Annotated in this window: 20 protein-coding genes; 2 read left to right on the top strand and 18 right to left on the bottom strand. The window is 64.1% G+C overall.

All coding sequences use genetic code 11. The features are described from left to right. On the top strand, window positions 1-245 hold a 245-nt coding region (locus tag AWB79_RS31065), incomplete at its 5' end, for a BON domain-containing protein (RefSeq protein ID WP_157695888.1). Window positions 246-434: 189 nt separating this feature from the next. Continuing rightward, on the top strand, window positions 435-1,832 hold the full coding sequence (locus AWB79_RS31070; protein ID WP_061171285.1) for a sigma-54-dependent transcriptional regulator: 1,398 nt from the start codon (window positions 435-437) through the stop codon (window positions 1,830-1,832). A 54-nt stretch (window positions 1,833-1,886) separates the two neighbouring features. Here AWB79_RS31070 and nagZ read toward each other — a convergent pair whose 3' ends face one another. The 18 genes from nagZ to fabD all read right to left on the bottom strand — a co-directional run bounded on the left by nagZ (window position 1,887) and on the right by fabD (window position 18,484). Continuing rightward, the gene (nagZ, locus tag AWB79_RS31075) at window positions 1,887-2,915 is read right to left on the bottom strand and encodes a beta-N-acetylhexosaminidase (protein ID WP_061171286.1); all 1,029 of its coding nucleotides are present in this window, start codon (window positions 2,913-2,915) and stop codon (window positions 1,887-1,889) included. A 37-nt stretch (window positions 2,916-2,952) separates the two neighbouring features. After that, on the bottom strand, window positions 2,953-3,357 hold the full coding sequence (gene acpS / locus AWB79_RS31080) for a holo-ACP synthase (protein WP_061171287.1): 405 nt from the start codon (window positions 3,355-3,357) through the stop codon (window positions 2,953-2,955). Between the two features lie 11 nt (window positions 3,358-3,368). Continuing rightward, complete coding sequence (gene pdxJ / locus AWB79_RS31085; RefSeq protein ID WP_061171288.1) at window positions 3,369-4,142, bottom strand: pyridoxine 5'-phosphate synthase; 774 nt, start codon at window positions 4,140-4,142, stop codon at window positions 3,369-3,371. Next, window positions 4,139-5,026, bottom strand: coding sequence for a DNA repair protein RecO (gene recO / locus AWB79_RS31090; RefSeq protein ID WP_061171289.1), 888 nt, complete (start codon window positions 5,024-5,026; stop codon window positions 4,139-4,141). The genes pdxJ and recO overlap by 4 nt, the downstream gene beginning before the upstream one ends. 16 nt (window positions 5,027-5,042) lie before the next feature. Beyond that, on the bottom strand, window positions 5,043-5,942 hold the full coding sequence (gene era / locus AWB79_RS31095; RefSeq protein ID WP_061171290.1) for a GTPase Era: 900 nt from the start codon (window positions 5,940-5,942) through the stop codon (window positions 5,043-5,045). A gap of 59 nt (window positions 5,943-6,001) precedes the next feature. After that, a complete protein-coding gene (rnc, locus tag AWB79_RS31100; protein ID WP_074169458.1) occupies window positions 6,002-7,093 on the bottom strand; it encodes a ribonuclease III in 1,092 nt (363 codons plus the stop codon). 164 nt (window positions 7,094-7,257) lie between these two features. Further along, entirely contained in the window at window positions 7,258-8,151 is an 894-nt protein-coding gene (gene lepB, locus AWB79_RS31105) for a signal peptidase I (protein ID WP_061171291.1), read from the bottom strand. A gap of 45 nt (window positions 8,152-8,196) precedes the next feature. Continuing rightward, the gene (gene lepA / locus AWB79_RS31110; RefSeq protein WP_061171292.1) at window positions 8,197-9,987 is read right to left on the bottom strand and encodes a translation elongation factor 4; all 1,791 of its coding nucleotides are present in this window, start codon (window positions 9,985-9,987) and stop codon (window positions 8,197-8,199) included. Between the two features lie 147 nt (window positions 9,988-10,134). Continuing rightward, entirely contained in the window at window positions 10,135-10,395 is a 261-nt protein-coding gene (locus AWB79_RS31115; RefSeq protein ID WP_061171293.1) for a glutaredoxin family protein, read from the bottom strand. A 5-nt stretch (window positions 10,396-10,400) separates the two neighbouring features. Then, a complete protein-coding gene (locus AWB79_RS31120) occupies window positions 10,401-11,936 on the bottom strand; it encodes a DegQ family serine endoprotease (protein WP_061171294.1) in 1,536 nt (511 codons plus the stop codon). Between the two features lie 22 nt (window positions 11,937-11,958). Next, a complete protein-coding gene (locus tag AWB79_RS31125; RefSeq protein ID WP_061171353.1) occupies window positions 11,959-13,002 on the bottom strand; it encodes a MucB/RseB family sigma factor regulatory protein in 1,044 nt (347 codons plus the stop codon). Window positions 13,003-13,006: 4 nt separating this feature from the next. Further along, window positions 13,007-13,639 (bottom strand): sigma-E factor negative regulatory protein, encoded by a 633-nt coding sequence (locus AWB79_RS31130; RefSeq protein WP_061171354.1) that lies wholly within the window; start codon window positions 13,637-13,639, stop codon window positions 13,007-13,009. Window positions 13,640-13,718: 79 nt separating this feature from the next. Next, on the bottom strand, window positions 13,719-14,318 hold the full coding sequence (gene rpoE, locus AWB79_RS31135; RefSeq protein ID WP_008342103.1) for an RNA polymerase sigma factor RpoE: 600 nt from the start codon (window positions 14,316-14,318) through the stop codon (window positions 13,719-13,721). Between the two features lie 95 nt (window positions 14,319-14,413). Beyond that, window positions 14,414-14,869 (bottom strand): protein YgfX, encoded by a 456-nt coding sequence (locus AWB79_RS31140; protein ID WP_232471078.1) that lies wholly within the window; start codon window positions 14,867-14,869, stop codon window positions 14,414-14,416. Window positions 14,870-14,902: 33 nt separating this feature from the next. Beyond that, window positions 14,903-16,144, bottom strand: a complete 1,242-nt coding sequence (fabF, locus tag AWB79_RS31145) for a beta-ketoacyl-ACP synthase II (protein ID WP_061171295.1) — start codon at window positions 16,142-16,144, stop codon at window positions 14,903-14,905. 144 nt (window positions 16,145-16,288) lie between these two features. Then, on the bottom strand, window positions 16,289-16,528 hold the full coding sequence (gene acpP, locus AWB79_RS31150) for an acyl carrier protein (RefSeq protein WP_004197638.1): 240 nt from the start codon (window positions 16,526-16,528) through the stop codon (window positions 16,289-16,291). A gap of 271 nt (window positions 16,529-16,799) precedes the next feature. Then, the gene (gene fabG, locus AWB79_RS31155) at window positions 16,800-17,540 is read right to left on the bottom strand and encodes a 3-oxoacyl-ACP reductase FabG (RefSeq protein WP_061171296.1); all 741 of its coding nucleotides are present in this window, start codon (window positions 17,538-17,540) and stop codon (window positions 16,800-16,802) included. Window positions 17,541-17,551: 11 nt separating this feature from the next. Continuing rightward, window positions 17,552-18,484 (bottom strand): ACP S-malonyltransferase, encoded by a 933-nt coding sequence (gene fabD, locus AWB79_RS31160; RefSeq protein WP_061171356.1) that lies wholly within the window; start codon window positions 18,482-18,484, stop codon window positions 17,552-17,554. Between the last annotated feature and the right edge of the window lie 66 nt (window positions 18,485-18,550).

Below are 18,550 nucleotides of genomic sequence, written 5' to 3' on the forward strand. Positions count from 1 at the left end.
CCGCCCAAGCGCCGCAGGTTGCGCCCGCCAATGACGATGCCGCGCTTGCTGCGCGCGTGAAGTCGGCGTTGGTCGCGGATCCCGAACTGAAAGCCCTGCCGATGAGCGTCGCCACTTATCGTGGCGCCGTCCAGTTGTCGGGCTATGTGGATTCGGAAGCACAAATGCAGAGAGCGCTTGCCGTGACGCGTGGCGTGCCCGGCGTGCAATCGATCGGCAACGACCTGCACGTCCGCCCGCGATGAGACGTTTCGCAGCATAGAGATGCACGAGTAACGCAGGACAAACAACGCAGCGGGACGCGCGCCGGATGTCGCGTCGAGACGCCGGGACGCCGGGTCCCGCCCACGAAACGCCCGAATTCCATGCTGCGCCGATCCGTCGCCGCATGCGGCGACGGCGCATTACAGTCCACCTTGATACGTTGGTCCGCCATGCCACACGCATTGATTGTCGAAGACGATCCCAATAGCCTCTCCGGTCTGTCAGCGATCCTGACGGCAGACGGCTTTTCCGTCGATACCGCGACGACGCTCGCCGAGGCGCGTTCCGCGCTGACACGGTTCATCCCCGACGTCGTGCTCATCGACCTGAATTTGCCGGACGGCAGCGGCCTGGACCTGCTGCCGAGCCTGCCGTCGCAACCTCCCGACGGCGCGCTGCCCGTGATCGTGATGACCGGCAACGCGACGGTCGAAAGCGCGATTGAAGGCCTGCGCCACGGTATCTGGGACTATCTGCTCAAGCCCGTGAACATTCCGCGCCTGCGCAGCCTGCTTGCGCGCATTCCGCGTCCTTACGAGCTCACCGAGGAAGTCCAGTCTTTGCGCACGACGCTGCGCGATCTCGGCCACTTCGGTGACATGATCGGCCGCAGCCCGGCGATGCAGCACGTCTACGATCTAATCGAACATACCGCGCCGACCGAAGCCGCCGTGCTGCTGTGCGGCGAGCCGGGTACGGGCAAGAAGATCGCGGCGCGCACGATTCACCAGTTGAGCCGGCGCCGCAAGGGCCCGTTCGTGACCTTCGACTGCGCCGCGAGCCGCAACGCCGGCGACGGTGCGCAGCGCTCCATGGAAAGCATTCTCTTCGGCCACGAGCGCAACGCGTTTGCCGGCGCGGAGAATCGCGAGCCGGGCCTGCTCGAACAGGCGGGCGGCGGCACGCTGTTCCTCGATCAGATCGAATCCTTGCCGCCCCCGCAGCAGGAAGCGCTGCTGCGCGCGCTCGATTCGCAGACCTTCTTGCGCGTCGGCGGCAGCAACCGGATCATGACGGACTTCCGGCTGATCGCCTCGTCGCGCCTGCCGATGCGTGAGGCCGTCGCGATCGGCGCGCTCCGCGAGGACCTGTTCCAGCGCCTCTCGGCGTCGTCGATCATGCTGCCGCCGCTGCGCGAACGCGACGACGACATCGCGCTGATCGCGGAAACGCTCGTCGACGAACTCAATCGCGAGAATCACATAGCCGGGATCACCAGCGGGTCGCCGAAGCGCGTGAGTCCGGCGTTCATTCGCGAATGCTTCGCGACCGACTGGCCGGGCAACGTGCGCGAGATGCGCGAGCGCGTGCGCCGCACGTATCACGCGTCGGGCGAGACCATAGAGACGCTGCGTGTCGATGAGCCGGGGGGAATCGGCGGTCGCGGCCTGAACGGCAGCAGCGTGCAGGTGACCGTCGGCACCGCGCTCGCGGACGTCGAGGACATGCTGATTCGCGCGACGCTCGAAGCGGTCGGCGGCACGCGGCATCGCGCGGCGACCCTGCTCGGCATCAGCCCGAAGACGCTTTACAACAAGCTGCAGCGCATGAAGCTCGAATCGTCTTGATTCGCGCTCTCGCCCAAAGCAAAACGCCACGGTTCGAACCGTGGCGTTGTCGTTTTAGCCGAGCATTTCGCTGATCAGCGCCCGCGCCGCCTGATACTCCGCCTGCGCCTGCAGCTTGCTCCAGCGAGGCGCCTTGCCGCGCGGTCGCATCCGCCTGATGCGCTGCTCCGACGCCTTCGGCGGCCTGTAGCGCAACTCCTCCAACACGCGGCCTGCCTCTTCCGGCTGATTGCAGATCAGCACCATGTCGCAGCCCGCCGTGAGCGCGGCCGTCGCGGCTTCGGTGAGCGTGCCGCCGGCGCGCGCCGCTTCCATCGAGAGGTCGTCGCTGAAGATCGCACCGGTGAAGCCGAGCCTGCCGCGCAGAATGTCCTGCAGCCAGATACGCGAGAAGCCGGCGGGTTTGTCGTCGACCTTCGTGTAGATCACGTGCGCCGGAATGACCGAAGCGAGCGACATGCCAAGCCAGTCGTACGGACGCACATCGGCGTCGAGGATTTCATCGAGCGTGCGGTCGTCGGTGGGCAGCGCGACGTGCGAATCGGCCTCCGCGAAACCATGACCCGGAAAGTGCTTGCCGCAGTTCGCCATGCCCGCGAGCGCGAGACCATGATTCAGACTCTTCGCGAGCAAGGTGACGACGCGCGGATCGCCGTGCAGCGCGCGATCTCCGATCACCTTCGATTGTCCGTAGTTCAGATCGAGCACCGGCGTGAAACTCATGTCGATGCCGCATGCGCGCAATTCCGACGCGAGCACGTAACCGAACGCGGTCGCGGTCTTGGTCGCGGCGAGCACGTCGCGGTCCCACAGCTCGCCGAGTCGGCCCGGTGCGGGCAGCACCGTGAATCCGTCGGTGCGAAAGCGCTGCACGCGGCCGCCTTCATGATCGACCGCGATGATGATGTCATCACGCACGGCGCGGATCGCATCGGTCAGCGCAACGAGTTGAGCGCGGTCCTTGAAATGCCGCGCGAAGAGAATGATGCCGCCGGTCATCGGATGCGTCAGGCGCTCGGTATCCGCGTCGGTGAGCGTCGTGCCAGCGACGTCGAACATGACGGGGCCGGGAGTGCGTTTCATCGGATTCAATTGGCTTGTTGTCTTGGTTGGATTGAACTCAGGCGTAATCGCCCACTTCCGCGATCACGAACGACACGGCGTAGTCACGCTCGTCGCTCACCGTCACCTGCGAGGTGATGCCGCGTTGCGCGAGCCATTCGGCCAGTTCGCCCGACGCGACGCAGACTGGCTTGCCGCTCGGCTCGTTGAGCGTCTGCAGCGCGCGCCAGGTCATCGGCCAGCGCATGCCGAGGCCGATCGCCTTCGAGAAGGCTTCTTTCGCGGAGAAGCGCGTCGCGAGAAACGCGAGGCCGCGCACTTCCGAACGCGCGCGACGCGCGTGATAGACGCGCAGCTCGTCCGGCCCGAGCACCTTCTCGGCGAAGCGTCCTTTGGTGCGCTCCATGACCGCCGCGACGCGGCTCACCTGCACGACATCCGTGCCGATTCCGTAGATCGCCATGTTGTCGGCGCTCAGCGTGCGTTGACCGACGCGAGGCGCGAGGCCACCATGATCGCCTTCATCTCGCGCACGGCGTTGTCCCAGCCGGCGAAGATGGAATGCGCGACGATCGCGTGCCCGATATTCAGCTCGACGATGCCCGGCAGCGCCGCGATCGCCTGCACGTTGGTGTAATGCAGGCCGTGGCCCGCGTTGACCTTGAGGCCGAGCGAATTACCGAAATCGACGCTCTTCGCGACGCGCTCGAACTCGCGCTGCTGTTCGGCTTCATCGTGCGCTTCGGCATAACGTCCGGTATGCAGTTCGATGACCGGCGCGCCCGCTTCCTGCGCGGCGCGAATCTGCGTCTCGTCCGGATCGATGAACAGCGACACGCGCACGCCCACATCGGCGAGCTGCTTGCACGCGGCCTTCACTTCCTCGAACTGGCCCGCGACATCGAGTCCGCCTTCGGTCGTCACTTCCTGACGCTTCTCCGGCACGAGACAGGCATCGCGCGGTTTGATCTCGCACGCGATGTCGAGCATCTCGCGCGTCACCGCGCATTCGAGATTCATGCGCGTTTTCAGAAGCGGTCGCAGCGTGCGCACATCGGCATCGACGATATGACGGCGATCCTCGCGCAGATGCAGCGTGATCGCGTCCGCGCCCGCTTCCTCGGCGGCGAGCGCCGCGCGGATCGGATCGGGATAGGACGTGCCGCGCGCGTTACGCAGCGTGGCGACGTGATCGATGTTCACGCCGAGATCGATCACGCTCGCAGGCGATGAGAGAAAGAAGCTCATAGTTTTTGCAGGTCGATCAGTATCTGACGGGTGGCGAGCGGCGTGCCGCCCAGGTAATGGTTCAGCAGGAAGCGCATGAGCGTCTTGCTCTGCGCGGCCGTTTGCGGACTCGTGTAATCGTCGCGCTCCATGTCGATGAGCGTCTGGCCGGCGATGACCGGCCATTGCGCGGGCAGATCGTCGGAGGCTTCGCGCACGCCGCGGTCGGGATCGAAGACATAGCGGCCTTCGGGCACGACGGGCTGACGCGTGACGGTACGCATGAGATTCATCGCGTAGCCGGTTTCCCGCAGGAGCACGCGCTCGAACGAACGCAACACCTGCACGGCGGGTTCATCGTGCGCGAGGCGCGAAAGCGTCAGCACGTAATGGTTGAAAAGCGCCGGATGCGCGTCTTCGCGCGCGCAGAATTTCACGAGCAATTCGTTGACGTAGAAGCCGCAAAGGAGCGCGTCGCCGGTCAGGGGCAACATGCCGCCGACCCATTCGGCCGTTGTCAGCGTGCGGACTTCGCCTTTTCCGGACCACGAGAGACCGAGCGGCTGAAACGTCTGCAGCACGCCGCGCAACGCGGAATGCGGCCGCTTGGCGCCCTTCGCGACCAGCGCGACGCGGCCGTAGTCGCGCGAAAACACGTCGATGATCAGACTCGTCTCGCGGTACGGATGACTGTGCAGCACGAAGCCCGGCTGCTCGGCGATGCGAAAGTCGGAACGCGGCGCGGCGCGCGGTCTTTTCTCCCCTCCCTCAGCAACGGACGACGTGGAAGCCCGCGCCCGCTTCTTCGCGACGCGCGCCGCCGGACGCTCGCTCGCGTCGAAATCGTCGTCGGGACGATCGTCGGCGGGAGGCATCATCCACGCGTCGTTCGTGCCGTCGTCCATGAGTGCCGTCCGTGGCTCATTCGTAGCCGTATGCGCGCAGTCCCGCTTCGTTGTCGGCCCAGCCGCTCTTGACCTTGACGAAGGTCTCGAGATAAACGGGACCGTCGAACAGCTTCTCCATGTCGAGACGCGCCTCGGTGCTGATCTGCTTCAGCTTCGCGCCCTTCTGGCCGATGATCATCGCCTTGTGCGTGTCGCGATCGACGAGAATCGTCGCGAACACGCGGCGCAAGCGCCCTTCGGTTTCGAACTTGTCGATCAGCACGGTGCTCGTGTACGGCAATTCGTCACCGGTCCAGCGGAACACTTTCTCGCGCAGGATTTCCGCCGCGAGGAAGCGCTCGCTGCGATCGGTCAGGTCGTCCTCACCGTAGATCGGCTCGCCTTCCGGCAGATACGGCTTCACGACCGACATGAGCCGTTTGATGTCATCGCTCTTCATCGCCGACAACGGCACGATCTCGCGGAACTCGCGCAGTTGCGACATCTGCTGCATGAACGGAAAGAGCGTCGCCTTGTCGCCGACTCGATCGAGCTTGTTGGCGATCAGAAGCGTCGGCGTACCGGTTGGAATCAGGTCGAGCACTTTCTGGTCGTCGGGGCCGAAGCGGCCGGCTTCGATCACGAAGAGAATCGCATCGACCGACGTGAGCGTGGACGTCACCGCGCGGTTCAGCGAACGGTTGAGCGCGCCGCTGTGGCGCGTCTGGAAACCGGGCGTGTCGACGAAGATGTACTGCGCGTCGTCGAAGGTATTGATGCCGGTGATGCGGTGGCGCGTCGTCTGCGCCTTGCGCGACGTGATGCTCACCTTCTGACCGACGAGCGCGTTCATCAGCGTCGATTTGCCGACGTTGGGGCGGCCGACGATGGCGACCATGCCGCAACGAAAACCGGAGGAAGTAGGAGCGTTCATAGATGTGTGCGGCAAGGATTCGTGGGAGCGCAATGGCGCGCGATGCGCGACGGCGCGGGTCAGTGGCCGGCGTCGGCGGCGCGCACGGCGTCCGTGCTGGCGCGCGCGTCTGAAGCGGGCTTGGAGTCGTCGTCGTGCGTTTCCGGACCCGGGCTTCGTTCCGGCGTCTGCGCTGCTTCGCTCTTCGCCACCTTCTCCGGCCTGTGGATCACCGCGCGTTCCGGCTTGTCGGCGGCAGCATACGCGCCCGCAGACGGCTCGACGTGCGTCGCGCGGATCACGGCGAGCGGCGGCGTGGTGCTCGCGGGGCGCTCGTCGGTGACGTGCGGCACGCCGTGCGCGCCGTGATGACGCTCGCGCCGGTCGGGCGAGCGCAGATCGAGCGCCGCCTGAATGCCGGTCACGCCGGGCACGACTTCGAGCTCGCCCTGCTTCGCCGCGCGCGCGCCCTTGCGCTTCGGCTTCACGGCGAGGCTGGGCGCAGCGGCCATCACTTCGTCGAGCGCTTTCTTCGCCGCAGCCTGCTCGGCGGCGCGGCGGCTCGCCCCGGAGCCGGACACTTTCACGTCGAGCTTGGGCACGGTGCATTCGACTTCGAATTGCTGATTGTGCGCGGCGCCGTGTGTCGCGACGACGGTATAGGTCGGCAGCGCGATCTTGTGACCTTGCAGGTATTCCTGAAGCAGTGTCTTCGCGTCCTTGCCGATAGTCCGCGGATCGATGTGATCCAGCACCGGTGTGTAGAGGCGCTTGATGACGGTGAACGCGGCGTCGAAACCGCCGTCGAGGAAAATCGCGCCGAAAATGGCTTCGAGCGTGTCGGCGAGAATGGACGGACGGCGGAAGCCGCCGCTGCGCAGTTCGCCTTCGCCGAGCCGCAGTCCTTCGGAGACGTTCAAGGCCTGCGCGATCTCGTAAAGCGACTGCTGCTTGACCAGATTCGCACGCACGCGCGAAAGGTCGCCTTCGTCGAGTTTGCTGAATCGTTGGAACAAAAGCGCGGCTACCACGCAATTTAGAACGGAATCGCCGAGAAATTCGAGCCGTTCATTATGCGTGGCGCTGTGACTGCGGTGGGTCATCGCCTGGCGCAGCAATTCCGCATTGCGAAATTCGTACCGCAGCCGGCTTTCCAACGGAGAAGATGGCATGGAGAGAGTATAACGCGGGCGCGCGGGCGGACGACTGCGCCGCCTGTCGCCGGAAAACGCGTGGCGAGACGGTGTTAGCCGACCTTCTTCACGCCGTTTCGAAGCTTGTTTTAATAATCAGGAACGCCGGCCGTCTTCGAAAGACGCGCCGGCGTGATGACCCGTCACTGGAACGAGCCGACGCGCTTCAGATTGCTGAAGTTCATCCAGATGAAGAACGCGCGCCCGACGACGTTCTTGTCCGGTACAAAACCCCAGTAGCGGCTGTCCGCGCTGTTGTCGCGGTTGTCGCCCATCATGAAGTAGTTGCCCGGCGGCACCTTGCACGTGACGCCCTGCGCGTTGTAGTTGCAGTTGTCGCGGAACGGGAAGTCGTCGGCGCCGACGACGAACGGCGGCACTTGCGGATTGTTGAGGATCGCGTTCTTGCGACCGTCGAGGTCTTCCTCGAACTGCTTCGCGTAGCCGATGCGTTCGTCGTCGAAGTAATCGGGCAGCGGCGTTTCGGGCACCGGCTTGCCGTTGATCGTGAGCTTCTTGTCCTCGTATGCGATCGTGTCGCCCGGCAGGCCGATCACGCGCTTGATGTAGTCGACCGACTCGTCCTTCGGATAGCGGAACACGACAACGTCGCCGCGCTTGAGCGGGCTGCCGTCGGTCATCTTCGTGTTCGTGATCGGCAGACGCAGGCCGTATTCGTACTTGTTCACGAGGATGAAGTCGCCGACGAGCAGCGTCGGCACCATGGAACCGGACGGAATCTTGAACGGCTCGATGATGAACGAACGCACCACGAACACCGCGAGGATCACGGGAAAGAAGCTCGCCGTGTATTCGAGCCACCACGGCTGGCGCAGCTTGTCGTCGCGCAGGCGGGCGCGCGTCTGGTCGGCGTTTTCATCGGCGAAACGCTCGCCCACGCGTTCCTGCTGCCGGTCGAATTCGGCAACCGCGGCCTCGGCGGCGCGACGCCGCTGCGGCAGGAACAACAGCTTGTCGAGAACCCATGCAATACCCGTCAACACGACGAGAATCAAAAGAATCAATGCAAAATTCATCAATCGCTTCCGGTTGTTATCGTTGTTTGCCTCGCGGCGCCGGCGTCACTCGTCGACGCGCAGAATCGCCAGGAAGGCCTCTTGCGGGATCTCGACAGAGCCGACCTGCTTCATGCGCTTCTTGCCGGCCTTCTGCTTTTCAAGCAGCTTCTTCTTGCGCGAGATATCGCCGCCGTAGCACTTCGCGAGCACGTTCTTGCGCAACGCCTTGATGTTCTCGCGCGCAATGATGTTCGAGCCGATGGTCGCCTGGATCGCCACGTCGTACATCTGACGCGGAATCAGCTCGCGCATCTTCGCCGCCACTTCGCGGCCGCGGTACTGGCTCTGAGAACGGTGCACGATGACGGAGAGCGCATCGACCTTGTCGCCGTTGATGAGCATGTCGACCTTGACCACGTCCGCCGCGCGATATTCCTTGAACTCGTAGTCCATCGACGCATAGCCGCGCGACGTGGACTTCAGGCGATCGAAGAAGTCGAGCACGATTTCCGCCATCGGAATTTCGTAGGTCAACTGGACCTGGCGGCCGTGATACTGCATGTTGATCTGCGAACCGCGCTTGGCCGTGCACAGCGTGATGACCGAGCCGACATATTCCTGCGGCATGTAAAGGTTCACGGTGACGATCGGCTCGCGCACTTCCTCGATCTTCTGCGGCTCCGGCATCTTCGCCGGATTCTCGACCATGATCGTGGTGCCGTCGCGCTGCTCGACCTCGTAGATCACCGTCGGCGCGGTGGTGATGAGGTCCATGTCGAATTCGCGCTCCAGACGCTCCTGCACGATTTCCATGTGCAGGAGGCCCAGAAAGCCGCAACGGAAACCGAAGCCCAGCGCCTGCGACACTTCCGGCTCGAATTGCAGCGAAGCGTCGTTCAGCTTCAGCTTTTCGAGCGATTCACGCAGCGCGTCGTACTGGTTGGCTTCGACCGGATACAGACCCGCGAACACCTGCGGCTTCACTTCCTTGAAGCCAGGCAGCGGCTCGCTGGCGGCACGGTTCGCGACGGTGACGGTGTCGCCCACCTTGGCGGCCGTCAGTTCCTTGATGCCCGCGATCACGAAGCCCACCTGCCCCGCCGACAACTGCGCGAGATTGGTCGATTTCGGCGCGAACACGCCGACGTGCTCGACCGGATACTGCGCGTCGGTCGCCATCATCTTGATCTTGTCCTTCGGCTTGAGCGTACCGTTGACGATACGCACCAGCATCACGACGCCGACGTAGTTGTCGAACCACGAATCGATGATGAGCGCCTGCAGCGGCGCGTCCGGATCGCCCTTCGGCGCCGGCACTTTCGCGATCAGCGATTCGAGCACGTCCTCGACACCGAGGCCGGTTTTCGCGCTGCAATGCGTGGCGTCGGCCGCGTCGATGCCGATCACGTCTTCGATCTCGGCGATCGCGTTTTCGGGGTTCGCGGCCGGCAGGTCGATCTTGTTGAGCACCGGCACGACTTCCACGCCCAGTTCGATGGCCGTGTAGCAGTTCGCCACCGTCTGCGCCTCGACGCCCTGCGAGGCATCGACGACGAGCAGCGCGCCTTCGCACGCGGACAGCGAGCGGCTGACTTCGTAGGAGAAGTCGACGTGCCCCGGCGTGTCGATCAGATTGAGGTTGTAAACCTTGCCGTCGCGCGCCTTGTAGGTCAGCGCCGCGGTCTGCGCCTTGATCGTGATGCCGCGCTCGCGCTCCAGGTCCATCGAATCGAGCACCTGCGCTTCCATCTCGCGGTCGGACAGGCCGCCGCACAACTGGATGATGCGGTCGGCGAGCGTCGATTTGCCGTGGTCGATGTGCGCAATGATCGAGAAGTTACGAATATGATCCATTCAGTGCCGATCAAGCCAAAAAAAGCGAAAAAGGCGCGCCCTCACCAACGCGGAGCACGCCTCGAAAATTTGGGGAAAACTTCTGCATTTTAGCCGAAAACGGGTTGGCCCCGCCGGTTTTCGCCGCCGGGTTCGCCGCAATGGGCCTCACGGCTGGCGCGCGAGCAGCGCCGCTTGCACGGCGCCGGTGTCGAGCCGGTAATGGCATAGCTCGACGCCGTCGAGCATCAGCACCGGCACGCGCTCGTTATAACGCGCTTCCAGCAGCGGATCTTCGTCGATATCGATCCATTCGATGCCCAGTCCGTGCCGCGCGGCGATGGGCTCGAGTGCGGCCCGCATGTCCTCGCACAGATGACACCAGGCGCGCCCGTACAGGATGAAAGCCACGCCCGGTTTCGATGTCATCGTGCTTATTTCTGCGCCGGCACGCGCGGACGCAGCGGCACGAACTGGGTGTTGTCACCGCGACGCACGAGAATCGCGACCATCTTGCTGGCGTCCAGGCCTTGCGCGACTTCGAGGAACTGCTTCGCGCTGGTGATATCCGTATCGCCGACGCGCATGACGATGTCGCCCTTCTGGAAGCCCGCGCGCGCGGCCGGGCCTTCCACCGCGTCGACCTGCACGCCGCTGCTGAGCTTCAGCGCTTTCTTCTGCTCAGGCGGAATGTCGCTCACCGCGAGGCCGAGCGAGTTGCTCGCGCGTTCCTTCGGCTGCGGCGACTTCTTCTGCTCGGTCTTCGCGACCTTGTCCGGCTGCATTTCGGCGACGGTGATCGGCAGATCGCGCGTCTGGCCCTTGCGCCAGATCGTGAGCGTGGTCTTCGTGCCGGGCTTGGTGTCGCCCACCATGCGCGGCAGATCCGTCGCGGTTTCGACGTTCACCCCGTTGAACTTCACGATGATGTCGCCCGGCTGCACGCCCGCCTTGTCGGCCGGACCGCCCGATTCGACGCTCGACACGAGCGCGCCCTGCGCCTTCGGCAGCCCGAGCGAATCAGCGACGTCCTTCGTCACTTCGCCGATCGCCACCGCGATGCGCCCGCGCACCACCTTGCCCGAAGTCTTCAACTGATCGGCAACGCGCATGGCTTCGTCGATTGGAATCGCGAACGAGATGCCCATGAAACCGCCCGTGCGGCTGTAGATCTGCGAGTTGATACCGATCACCTCGCCCGCCATGTTGATGAGCGGACCACCCGAGTTGCCAGGATTCACGGCCACATCGGTCTGGATGAACGGCAGATAGTCGCCCGTGTCGCGCCCCTTCGCACTGACGATGCCTGCCGTCACAGTGTTGTCGAGGCCGAACGGCGAGCCGATCGCGAGCACCCATTCGCCGACGCGCACCTTGTTCGAATCGCCGATGGTGATGGCGGGCAGGTTCGTCGCGCTGATCTTAACCACGGCCACGTCCGTGCGCTCGTCCACGCCGACGAGCCGCGCCTTGAATTCGCGCTTGTCGGTGAGCGTCACGTAGATGGTGTCCGCGTCGTCCACGACGTGAGCGTTGGTCATTACGTAGCCATCGGTCGACAGGATGAAGCCCGAACCGACGCCGCTGCTCTGCTCCGAGTTGTCCTGGTTGTCGTCCGGCGCATTGCGGCTGCCGCCCTTGCCCTGGTCGCCCTGGCTGCCGCCGCCGTTGTTGCCGCCGCCTCCGCCACCGCGCGGCGGCTGGCCGGGCATCGGGATGCCGAAGAAACGCCGGAAGAACTCGGACATGTCGCCTTCATCCATGCCGGGCGGCAGGCCGCGCAGGTCGCTGCCGGAGCCCACGCGCGAAGTCGTGCGAATGTTCACGACCGACGGCCCCACCTTGTCGACAAGCGTCGTGAAGTCGGGCAGGTTCACCATAGGCGCCGCCGCCGCAGTTTGCGAGACGAACGGCAGGCACACGGCGAGCGCCGCGGCCGCGATGAACCTGCGCAGCGAGAAGTTACTCATATGTCGGAGGCCGGGAACGGGATTACCTGGAAGGCTTGTATTCTATGGTAGAAGCAAATTGCTGCAATGTGGCTTGCGGCACTTCACCCAGCAAGGTAATCCAGAAATCTCCGCGACGCTTCACCAGAACGTGCGTGGCGCCGCTATTGCCCGCGCCCTCCTTCCGCGTGCTCTTCTCCACCGGTTCGACGAACACCGAGATGGTCGCGAGGCCATCGGAGAACACGGCCTGATCGACCGGAATCGGCGGCTGGCCTTGCTGGCTCGACGCCATCGGACGACGCAATTCGCGAATCTTGCGAAAGCCGGCGATATTCGGCGTCATCTGCCAGCCCTGAGCTTCCATGTCGACCGGCTGCACCGGCGGACGCACGATGGTCCAGCCCGACGTGCTGCGAATGCCGTTCGCGATCGGGGCCTTGTCGCCGGGGCCGCCGATACGCACTTGCGAGAACGAAAGCTGTTCGAGCACCTGACCGTCCGGATCGAGCGTCTGCGCGCGCAGCAGAAGGCCGGTTTTTGCGTCGGCCCAAAGCTTGTATGCAAACCGATAGGAATCTTTCGGGTCGAGCTCGAGCACCTGGCTTTCCACGCCCGCGACGCGGTCGGCGCCCAGAAGCTTCGGTTCGTAGACGGACAAGACCTGATCGCCGCTTGTGGAGAGCAGCGCCGGGAACGAATCCCGGCTTTGCCGATGCTCGACCACGAGAAGGTGTCGCTCGGGCACGAAGGTGAACATGTCGTCATCGTGGCGCAGCATCTTTCGAGGCGCGCCATCGAGACTTTCCAGCGATTCGTATTCGCCGTCGCCGCGAGTGGCGACGTGCGTGATTCGCGACGATTGCACAGTCGCGCCACGCTGATAGACGAAGGTGCCCTCGTAGTTCTGCTGCTGGGCCGCTTCGTGAATGCGGTTGAGCAGAGTGGCGGCTGATTTGCGAGTAGCGGCGGGATCGTCGCCCTGAGCGTACGAACTCGATACCGCTGTCAACAACGCGGCTGCGCAGAGCATCAATGCCGGCAGCCGCCCCCAGTAGTTTGTTTTATTCAACCGCACACTCAGCATCAAATTATTGGCCTTGCGATGTAGCCGCGGCGCGGATCAAAGGCATGGAACCGGGCATCACAGGCTGCTGGGAGAATTGCTGATGCGCTTCGAGATACTGGTCGAGATTCGCGTCGCGGATGATGTTCGCCTCGACGATGGGCGCCTGCCGCGTCACCGCCGGCACCGACGCCATCGCCACGCGCTGCACCGAGTCCGGAGCGACGCTCGCGACCTGCGCGCCGGAATGGCTGTCCACGCCTTGCAGTTGCGGCACCACGATCCAGGTCAAGGTAGCGGCGGCCGCGGCCACAGCGAACGCCGGCATGACGCGCCGGCGCAACATGCCGCCACGCGCTTTCACCGCCGCTGCCGGCAACGCCGCGGGCGCGAGCACGTGCGCCTCGGCTTCGAAACGCGCGGAGAACGTGGCCATGAACGCGCTGCTGCGCGCCGGGCTGATCGCGAGATCGTCGGAGCGCAGGGCGTCGCCGATCAGGTGATATTCCGACCACGCTGCGCGTTCGTCGTTTTTCAGCTCCGCGAGAAACTGGCTGATGCTGCCAGTTTCCTCCAGCGACTCACCGTCGACGAATGCCGACATGCGCTCGCCGCGCGAACCCGCTTGCGTCTGATTCTGCATCGAGACCGACCCCATGATGCGCCCCATCTTTGACCCCACCCCGTAGTGACACCACCTAACCCAGATATCGCGCCCTTGCCCCGTGGTGTGCTGCTTACCAGCGTTTGCCTTCGGGAGTGTCCAACAACGGACGCAATTTTGCCGCAATGGCTTCGCGAGCACGGAAAATTCTCGATCTGACGGTCCCGATCGGGCAATCCATCATTTCGGCGATTTCCTCGTAGCTCAGTCCTTCAATTTCCCGAAGCGTGATGGCGGTGCGCAGTTCCTCCGGCAGCAACGCCATCGCGGCGTTGACCGTCTGAGCAATCTGCTTGCTCATCAACATCGACTCGGGCGTGTTGATATCCCTTAGTTGGTCCGCGTCGGAGAAAGTTTCCGCTTCTTCCGCATCGGCTTCGGTAGAAGTGGGAGCGCGGCGGCCCTGAGTTGCAAGATAGTTTTTTGCCGTATTGACAGCAATCCGGTAGAGCCAGGTGTAAAACGCCGATTCGCCCCGAAATTGTGGCAGCGCGCGATAAGCCTTGATGAAGGCGTCCTGGGCGACGTCCTCGACCTCGGCGGGGTCGCGCACGAGGCGCGAGATCAGTCGAATGATCTTGCGGTGGTATTTGGCGACCAGCAGTTCGAACGCGGCCTTGTCACCCTTCTGGACACGCTCGACCAGCAATTGGTCGATTTCTTTTTCGCTCACCTGGGAAATCCGTTTGACTTGGGCTGTTGCGCGGAGGGCTATTGTAGCGTTACCGCCTGTAAGGCAAACGGTACGCTCATGTGCCGTTACAGTCGTTACAGGTGGGAAGCCGCGGCGCGGCGGGCCTGCACGGAAAGCTGGCGGAAGGTGTCGGCATCGACGGAATCGGCCGCGAGAACGAGCGTTTCGCGCTTTCCGCCCGTGCCCGCCAGCGTCAGCGCGAGCAACCGGCCGCTCCACTGCGCGCAGCCGGAAATGCGTGCGTGGCGCGCCTCGCCTCGCCGATTCCACAGCGTGAGCGCGTCGGAATGAAGACGGATGGCGCTCGGCTGGGCGCGTATCCACCGATACCCCGCGAGCCCGAGCGCCGCGACCGTGGCCGCGCCCGCCATCGACGCATGCCCTGCGTGTTCCGTGTGCCCAAACACGCATTGAAACACCGCCGCACCCGCCAAGCCCACGAAACCCAGCAGCGCAGCCGCCAGAAAACGCGACGGCCGCAGCGCGACGTTTCCATCGCCATGCGGCCGGTTCACGAACGCGCTCGCCATCTCCGACACCCCGTTCCGACGAGCGCGCCGCGCTTAACTATGACGCTTGAAGACGAGCGAGCCGTTCGTGCCGCCAAAGCCGAACGAGTTCTTCACCGCCACGTCGATCTTCATGTCCCGCGCGGTGTTCGCGCAGTAGTCCAGGTCGCATTTCGGATCCTGGTTGAAGATGTTGATGGTCGGCGGCGACACCTGGTTGTGGATCGCCAGCACGGTGAACACCGACTCCAGGCCGCCCGCGCCGCCCAGCAGGTGGCCGGTCATCGACTTGGTGGAGTTCACGACGGCCTTCTTCGCCTGATCGCCGAGCGCGCGCGTGATGCCGATGGTCTCGGCGATGTCGCCCAGCGGCGTCGAGGTGCCGTGCGCGTTGACGTAGTCGACTTCGTCGGGGTTGATGCGCGCGTTCTTCATCGCGTTGACCATGGCGCGACGGCCGCCGTCGCCGTCTTCCGGCGGCGCGGTCATGTGATACGCGTCGCCGCTCATGCCGTAGCCGAGTACTTCCGCGTAGATCTTCGCGCCCCGCGCTTTCGCGTGTTCGTACTCTTCGAGCACCATCACGCCCGCGCCTTCGCCGAGCACGAAGCCGTCGCGGTCGGTGTCCCACGGACGGCTTGCCGTCGCCGGATCGTCGTTGCGCTGCGAGAGCGCGCGCGCCGCCGCGAAGCCGCCGATGCCGAGCGGGGAAACCGTCGCTTCCGCGCCGCCCGCGATCATCACGTCCGCGTCGCCGTATTCGATCAGGCGCGACGCTTCGCCGATGCAATGCAGGCCGGTCGTGCAGGCCGTGACCATCGACAGGTTCGGCCCCTTGAAGCCGAAGCGGATCGACAGATGGCCGGAGATCATGTTGATGATCGACGCCGGCACGAAGAACGGCGAGATGCGGCGCGGACCGCGATTGAGCAGCTCGGTCTGCGTCACTTCGATCATCGGCAGGCCGCCGATGCCCGACCCGACCACCACGCCCACGCGCTCCGCGTTTTCATCGGTGATTTCGAGGCCGGAATCCTGCATGGCCTGCACGCCCGCGGCGAAACCATAATGGATGAAGGTATCCATATGGCGCGCCTCTTTGGCTGGCATGTAGTCTTCGATATTGAAGCCCTTCACTTCGCCCGCGAAACGCGTGGAAAAGTTCGTGGCGTCGAACTTCGTGATATTCGCGATGCCCGACTTGCCCGCGACCAGATTGGCCCAGCCGTCGGCAACAGTATTGCCGACAGGCGAAACGAGCCCCAGGCCTGTAACAACAACTCGACGACGGCTCACGGTAACCCCTTATCCATAGAATGACGAAAAACAAAAACCACAGCGGCCACAGGAAACCGCCCTGTGAGCCCTGTGGCTCTCAAATCGATCTGCAGCGACGATGCTTCAAGCTGGTTGAGCGCTGAGTCGCTGACGCGTCCGGCCTCAGGCCTTGACGTTCGCGCGGGCGTAGTCGATCGCCTGCTGAACCGTGGTGATCTTTTCGGCCTCTTCATCGGGAATTTCCATGCCGAATTCGTCTTCCAGCGCCATCACGAGTTCGACCGTATCGAGCGAGTCAGCGCCCAGATCGTTCACGAACGATGCTTCGTTCTTGATTTCGGCTTCCGCCACGCCCAGTTGTTCGGCGACGATCTTCTTCACGCGCTGTTCGATGTTGTCCATGCAGCCCTCCGAGGGGAAAAAAGTTCAAAAATACGAGTGCGCGCATTTTATCAGGTTTGGACCCGCAAAATACGGCGCGTCAGTTCCATGCTCCGCCGTCCGGTGCGCTTCATCAAGAGGACTGCCGCCGGCCTTGCATCGATTCTTCTCTGCCGCGCTGGTGCGGTGCGCACGATGCCGTTTTCAGCATTTTGCGCGCCCGTCCCGGCGCGGATATTAAGCGAATTTCGGCGAAATGCCTATTAAGGCCTTACATGTACAGGCCGAAGCCTTACATGTACATCCCGCCGTTCACATGCAGCGTCGTGCCCGTGATGTAGCCCGCGAACGGCGACGCCAGGAACGACACAGCATGCGCGATATCTTCAGGGCTGCCCAGTCGGCCAAGCGGGATAGACGCGGTGAGCGCGGTGCGCTGCTCTTCGGGCAGAACCTTGGTCATGTCGGTGTCGATGAAACCCGGCGCGATGCAGTTCACCGTGATGCCGCGGCTGCCGATTTCACGCGCGAGCGCGCGCGTCATGCCCGCCACGCCGGCCTTCGCGGCCGCGTAGTTCGCCTGACCAGGATTGCCGGAACTGCCTACCACCGACGTGATGTTGATGATGCGTCCGCCGCGCGCCTTCATCATCGGGCGCAGCACCGCGCGCGACAGACGAAAGACCGCGCGCAGGTTGGTGTCGATGACGGCGTCGAATTCGTCGTCCTTCATGCGCATCGCGAGCTGGTCCTTCGTGATGCCCGCGTTGTTCACGAGAATGTTCAGGCCGCCGAATTCCTTCACGATCGAATCGATGAACGTGTCGCCGGCCGCGTCGTCGTTCACGTTCAGCACCGCGCCGCGGCCCTTGCAGCCCGCCTGCTGCAGCGCTTCGCTGATACCGGCCGCGCCGCTTTCGCTGGTCGCCGTGCCGATCACCGTCGCGCCCTGCTTCGCGAGCTCGAGCGCGATCGCGCGTCCGATGCCGCGCGACGCGCCCGTGACGATTGCTACCTGGTTTTCGAGATTCATGTGGTTATTCCTCAGCCTGCGATCAGTTTGCGCGTTTCTTCCAGCGAAGCCGGATCGAAGATCGAGGCGCCGACGAGATTGCCGTCGATACGCTTCGTCAGACCCGCGAGCACCTTGCCCGGACCGCATTCGATGACGTGCGTGACGCCGTCCTTCGCCATTGCCTGCACGCATTCGACCCAGCGCACCGGACCGGCGGCCTGGCGCACGAGCGCGTCCTTGATCGCGGCCGGATCGGAGGTCACGGCGACATCGATGTTATTGATCAGCGGAATCTGCGGCGCTCGGATTTCGACCTTAGCGAGATAGTCGCGCAACTGGTCCGACGCGGGCTTGAGCAGCGACGAATGGAACGGCGCCGACACCGGCAGCGGCAGCGCGCGCTTCGCGCCCTTCGCCTTGGCCACTTCGCACGCTTTCTCGACACCCGCCTTCGCGCCGGCGATCACGACTTGCGCCGGCGCGTTGAAATTCACCGCTTCGACCACGCCCGCAGCCGATGCTTCCGCGCATACGGCGCGCACGGTGTCGTCGTCGAGGCCGAGAATCGCGGCCATGCCGCCCTCGCCCACTGGCACGGCGCTTTGCATCGCCTGCGCGCGAAAGCGCACGAGCGGCACGGCGTCCGCGAAGGCGAGCGCGCCAGCCGCGACGAGCGCAGTGTATTCACCGAGGCTGTGACCCGCGACCAGCGCGGGCTTCAAACCGGTTTCCTTTTCCCACACTCGGTAAATAGCGTAGGCGGCCGTCAGCATGACGGGCTGCGTGTTGGTCGTCAGGTTCAGCTCTTCGGCGGGGCCCTCGGCGATCAGCTTGCCGAGATCCTGCCCGAGCGCGTCGGAAGCTTGCTGCACCGTTTCGCGCACGATGGCGTTGTCGGCGAATGCGTTCAGCATGCCGATCGACTGCGAACCCTGTCCGGGAAACACGAACGCAAATTTCATATCGTCCTCGTTGATTGGAATGATCCGCGATGTCTTCATGGACCGCGCGCTCGAGCGGCGCGCGGG

Origin of the sequence: Caballeronia hypogeia (assembly GCF_001544875.2) — a bacterium.
Classification (GTDB): Bacteria; Pseudomonadota; Gammaproteobacteria; order Burkholderiales; family Burkholderiaceae; genus Caballeronia; species Caballeronia hypogeia.

Excerpts from the sequence above, each read along its gene's own strand:
- AWB79_RS31140 (WP_232471078.1), bottom strand. The coding sequence starts at position 14,869 with ATGGCGAGCGCGTTCGTGAACCGGCCGCATGGCGATGGAAACGTCGCG.
- acpP (WP_004197638.1), bottom strand. The coding sequence starts at position 16,528 with ATGGACAACATCGAACAGCGCGTGAAGAAGATCGTCGCCGAACAACTG.
- AWB79_RS31120 (WP_061171294.1), bottom strand. The coding sequence starts at position 11,936 with ATGAGTAACTTCTCGCTGCGCAGGTTCATCGCGGCCGCGGCGCTCGCC.
- rnc (WP_074169458.1), bottom strand. The coding sequence starts at position 7,093 with ATGCCATCTTCTCCGTTGGAAAGCCGGCTGCGGTACGAATTTCGCAAT.
- lepB (WP_061171291.1), bottom strand. The coding sequence starts at position 8,151 with ATGAATTTTGCATTGATTCTTTTGATTCTCGTCGTGTTGACGGGTATT.
- AWB79_RS31130 (WP_061171354.1), bottom strand. The coding sequence starts at position 13,639 with ATGGGGTCGGTCTCGATGCAGAATCAGACGCAAGCGGGTTCGCGCGGC.
- era (WP_061171290.1), bottom strand. The coding sequence starts at position 5,942 with ATGAACGCTCCTACTTCCTCCGGTTTTCGTTGCGGCATGGTCGCCATC.
- AWB79_RS31115 (WP_061171293.1), bottom strand. The coding sequence starts at position 10,395 with ATGACATCGAAACCGGGCGTGGCTTTCATCCTGTACGGGCGCGCCTGG.
- fabG (WP_061171296.1), bottom strand. The coding sequence starts at position 17,540 with ATGAATCTCGAAAACCAGGTAGCAATCGTCACGGGCGCGTCGCGCGGC.
- nagZ (WP_061171286.1), bottom strand. The coding sequence starts at position 2,915 with ATGAAACGCACTCCCGGCCCCGTCATGTTCGACGTCGCTGGCACGACG.
- recO (WP_061171289.1), bottom strand. The coding sequence starts at position 5,026 with ATGGACGACGGCACGAACGACGCGTGGATGATGCCTCCCGCCGACGAT.
- pdxJ (WP_061171288.1), bottom strand. The coding sequence starts at position 4,142 with ATGAGCTTCTTTCTCTCATCGCCTGCGAGCGTGATCGATCTCGGCGTG.
- acpS (WP_061171287.1), bottom strand. The coding sequence starts at position 3,357 with ATGGCGATCTACGGAATCGGCACGGATGTCGTGCAGGTGAGCCGCGTC.
- fabD (WP_061171356.1), bottom strand. The coding sequence starts at position 18,484 with ATGAAATTTGCGTTCGTGTTTCCCGGACAGGGTTCGCAGTCGATCGGC.
- AWB79_RS31125 (WP_061171353.1), bottom strand. The coding sequence starts at position 13,002 with ATGCTGAGTGTGCGGTTGAATAAAACAAACTACTGGGGGCGGCTGCCG.
- AWB79_RS31070 (WP_061171285.1), top strand. The coding sequence starts at position 435 with ATGCCACACGCATTGATTGTCGAAGACGATCCCAATAGCCTCTCCGGT.
- lepA (WP_061171292.1), bottom strand. The coding sequence starts at position 9,987 with ATGGATCATATTCGTAACTTCTCGATCATTGCGCACATCGACCACGGC.